The sequence below is a fragment of the Massilia atriviolacea genome, from assembly GCF_003953935.1.
GTDB classification, from domain to species: Bacteria; Pseudomonadota; Gammaproteobacteria; order Burkholderiales; family Burkholderiaceae_D; genus Telluria_A; species Telluria_A atriviolacea.
In genome coordinates this window covers 1-4,721 of record NZ_RXLQ01000047.1, presented here as the reverse complement: position 1 = coordinate 4,721, position 4,721 = coordinate 1, and the positions used below count along the sequence as shown (strand labels likewise).

The following is a 4,721-nucleotide window of genomic DNA, read 5'->3' as shown; positions in this document are numbered from 1 at the left end:
GCCATTGTCGACATCTTCAAGGCGCCCACCATCGCGGCGCTGGCCGCCATGCTCGATGCGCGCGAACCCGCCGCGCACGCGCCCGCGGCTGTCCCCCTCATCGGCGAAGACGATCGCGCCAGGCTCCCCGCAGGTGTCGAGGAGGCGTATCCGGTCACGATGCTGCAGATGGGGATGGTCTTCCACAACCAGCTCGAACAGGACGCCGGCCTTTACCACGATGTACTGAGCCACTGCATCGACGTCCCCGCCTGGGATGCCGAAGCCATGCGCATCGTGCTCGATGCCTTGAGCCGCAAGCACCCGGTCCTGCGCACCGCGTTCGGCCTGCGCGGTTTCAGCCAGCCGATGCAGCTGGTGCACGCGCTGGCGCACATCCCGCTGACCGTGAACGACCTTACCGCCATGGACACGGCGGCGCAGGACGAGGCGGTGGCTGCCTTTATCGATGCCGAACGCAAGACCGGTTTCGACTTCGACGCGCCGCCGCTGCTTCGCCTGTTCGTGCACCTGCGTTCGCGCACCTCGGTGCAGTTCACCCTGAGCTTCCACCATGCGATCCTGGATGGCTGGAGCGTGGCGTCGCTCCAGACGGAACTGTTCAACGCTTATCTGGCACTGCTGCGCAGCGGCGACCGTCGCCTTTATCTCGCGCCGCTGGCCATCACACCGGCATCGACCGCCCTGCGCGAACGGCAGGCGTTGGCCGCACCGGACCATAAGGAATTCTGGAATACCTACCTCGCCGACTATGCGTTCGCGGCACTGCCGCCTGCCGCCGGCGACGAACCGCCAGCGCAAGCGGTGCGGCGCAAGCTCCCGGCCGACCTGTGCGCCCGCCTGCAAGCGCTGGCCGCCGAACTGGAAGTGCCGGTCCGCACCCTGCTGCTGTGCGCGCACATGCGGCTGGTCTCCACCCTGACCGGCAGGGACGATGTGACCACGGGCCTGGTCAGCAACGTGCGCCCCGAAGAAGCCGACGGCGACAAGGTGCTCGGCCTGTTCCTCAACACCCTGCCATTCCGCCAGAAACTGGCGCGCGCCAGCTGGAAGACGCTGATCGCCGATACCTACCGCGCCGAACTCGGGGTGATGGCGCACCGCGACTATCCTTACTTCCAGCTGCATCTCGATAACGGCCGCCAGCCGTTCTACGAGATCATGTTCAACTACACCAACTTCCACGTGTACGACAATCTGGACGCGCTGGCCAGCAGCGACGGCTATTCGCAGGTGTTCGAGGCGACCGACCACGCGCTGGTCATCAACTGCAGCTACAACGCCAGCCAGGGCATCGACTTCCATGCCGATACCCGCCAGCTCTCCGGCGCGCAGGTCGATCAGGTGCTGGCCAGCTTCGTCGCCATCCTCGCTTCCATGGCGCAGGCGCCGGACGAGGCGCACGACGAACAGTCCTTCCTGTGCGAGCAGCAGCGCGAACTGGTGCTGCGCGGCTTTAACGATACCGCCATGCCGCCCGCGCCGCAGCAACTGGTGCATGCGATGTTCGAGGCGCAGGCGGCGGCCACGCCCGACGCCCCGGCCCTGCGTTGCGGCGATGCGGTCCTCAGCTACGCGCAGCTCAACGCGCGCGCCAACCGGCTCGCACATCATCTGCGCGCGCTCGGCGTGCAGGGCGACGACCGCGTCGCGATCTGCGTCGAGCGCAGCATCGACATGATCGTCGGCCTGCTCGGCATCCTCAAGGCGGGCGCCGGCTACGTGCCGCTCGACCCGGCATATCCGGCCGACCGCCTCGCGTTCATGCTGGACGATTGCCTGCCGGCCGCCCTGCTGACCCAGTCCGCATTGGCCGGCAAGCTGCCGGCTACCGGCGCCGCACTGGTGCTGCTCGACGGCGAGGCCGACATGGCAGCCGTGGCGCGCCATCCAGTGCACAATCCCGACGTGCCGGGCATGTCGTCCAACCGCCTCGCCTACGTGATCTACACCTCCGGTTCCACCGGCCTGCCCAAAGGCGTGATGGTCGAACACGGGAACGCCGTCAACCTGCTGGCCTACCACATCGACCTGTGCCAGATGGGCGCCGGCGACCGCGTACTGCAGTTCGCGTCGATCGGCTTCGACGCCTCGGTCACCGAGATCTTCCCTGGCCTGGCGGCCGGCGCGCAGATCGTGCTGCGGCCCGCGCACCTGATGCTGCCCGACCAGGAATTCATCGATTTCCTCGACATGCAGGCGATCACCGTGGCCGACTTGCCGACCGCGTTCTGGCATCAATGGGCGGCGGGGAAGGTGCAGGCCGGCAAATCGCTGCGCCTCGTCATCGTCGGCGGCGAAAAGGCCGAGCTGCGTTACCTGACGAACTGGTATGCGACCCCGGCCATGGCGCAGGTGCGCTGGATCAACACCTACGGACCAACCGAGACCACCATTTACGCCACCGCCATCGTGTACGACGCCGCCAGTCCGCTGCCGGCAACGGAGCTGCCGATCGGCCGTCCTGTTGCCAATACGCAAATCTACATCCTGGATCGTTTCGGCCAGCCGGCTCCGCTGGGCGTGACCGGCGAGATCCACATCGGCGGCGCGCAAGTCACGCGCGCCTACCTGAACCGGCCCGAGCTGACGCGCGAGAAGTACATTCCCGATCCTTTCAGCAAGCGCAAAGGAGCGCGCTTGTACAAGAGCGGCGACCTGGGCCGCTGGCTGGCCGACGGCAGCGTCGAATATCTGGGCCGCAACGACTTCCAGGTCAAATTGCGCGGCTACCGCATCGAGCTGGGCGAGATCGAAACCCGCCTGGCGGCCTGCGACGGCGTGCGCGAGGCCATGGTCATGGTGCGCGAGGACCAGCGCCTTGTTGCCTACCTGACAACGGATGGCGCACAGCGGCCGGCCGTGGCCTCCCTGCGCAACCGTCTGGCGGCCGAGCTGGCCGAGTATATGGTCCCGTCCGCTTTCGTCATGCTCGACGCGTTTCCCATCACCACCAACGGCAAGATCGACCGCCGCGCGCTGCCCGCGCCGGACATGGCCGCGCTCCTTACTTCCAGCTATGAGGCGCCGGTGGGCGAGGCGGAAATCGCCATCGCCGCCATCTGGCAATCCCTGCTGGGGCTGGAGCAGGTGGGCCGCAACGATCACTTTTTCGAGTTGGGCGGTCATTCGCTGATCGTGGTCACCCTGATCGAGCAGTTGCGCCAGCACGGCTGGCAAGCCGATGTGCGCAGCGTGTTTTCGGCGCCGACGCCGGCCAGCCTGGCGCGCCTGCTGACCTCGGCGGACGGCGGGGTGGCCATTGCGCCCAACCGAATCGGCCGCGACAGCAAGGCGATCACGCCGGACATGCTGCCGCTGGTGTCGCTGAGCCAGGCGGACATCGACGGCATCGTCGCCCGCGTGCCGGGGGGCATTGCCAATGTTGCCGATATCTATCCCTTGTCGCCGCTGCAAAACGGCATTCTGTTCCATCACTTGCTGGAGAGCGAAGGCGACCCGTATCTGTTGCGCCTGGTCCTCAGTTTCGACCGGCGCAGCCGCCTCGATACCTTCCTGAGCGCACTGCAGATCGTCATCGACCGCCACGACATCCTGCGCACGGCCGTGTTGTGGACCGGCCTCGACGATCCCGTGCAAGTCGTCGTCCGCGACGCCGCCTTGCCGCTGTGCGAGGTGGCCGTCGAGGCGGGTCACGATGCGTTGCAACAATTGCTGAAGCAAGCCGATCCGCGCCATCTGCGCCTCGACCTCCAGCGCGCGCCCTTGCTGGCGGCCCATGTCGCGGCCGACCCTGTCAGCGGGGAGTGCCATCTTGCACTGCTGAACCATCATTTGATCGGTGACCATGTTTCGCAAGAACTGATCATTGCCGAAATCCAGGCCATTATCCAGGGCCGCAGCGACAGCCTGCCAGTACCGGTTCCATACCGGAATTTCATCGCGCAGATGGGCTCCGTGAGCGATGCGCAGCACGAAGCTTACTTCCGCGAGCAACTGGCCGGCATCGACGAGCCGACCGCGCCGTTCGGCCTGCTGAACGTGCAGGGCAGCGGCGCGCGGGTGGAAGAAGCCACCGTGGCGCTCAGCGATGCGCTGGCCCTGCGCCTGCGCGAGACGGCGCGCCGCTGCGGGGTCACGCCGGCGGTGCTGTTCCACGTCGCATGGGCGCAGGTGCTCGGACAGACCAGCGCGCGCAAGGATGTGGTGTTCGGCAGCGTGCTGCTCGGCCGCATGCAGGGCACTGCGGGCGCGGACCAGGTGCTGGGCATGTTCGTCAATACCTTGCCGGTGCGCGTTGCGCTGGCGGGAGCGACAGTGGGGGAGGCGGTCGACGCGGCCTACCGCCAGTTGACCGATCTGCTGATGCACGAACAGGCGCCATTGACACTAGCGCAGCGCTGCAGCGGGGTGGCCGCACCGGCGCCGCTGTTTACGAGCCTGCTCAATTATCGCCACAGCCACGCCAGGGGCGCGCAGGAGCAGCAGGCTGCCGACCTTGCGTGGGATGGCATTCGCACGCATGCCAATGAAGAGAGGATCAGCTATCCGGTCGGGATCTCGGTCAACGATTTCGGCGTGGGCTTTTCGATCACGTCCCAATGCGAAGGCGTCGATCCGGCCCGCGTGGCGGCCATGCTGGTCCAGGCGGCCGACGGCTTGACGGCGGCGCTGGACGATGATCCCGCGCGCCTGATTGCCTCGCTCGACGTGCTGCCGCCTGCGGAGCGTGAGCTGGTGCTGAACGGCTTCAACGAGCG

At 66.9% G+C, this 4,721-nt stretch carries 1 protein-coding gene; it reads left to right on the top strand.

The window, feature by feature from the left end:
- The coding region (locus EJB06_RS31370) for a non-ribosomal peptide synthetase (protein WP_126077949.1) at window positions 1-4,721 on the top strand (4,721 nt) is incomplete at both ends.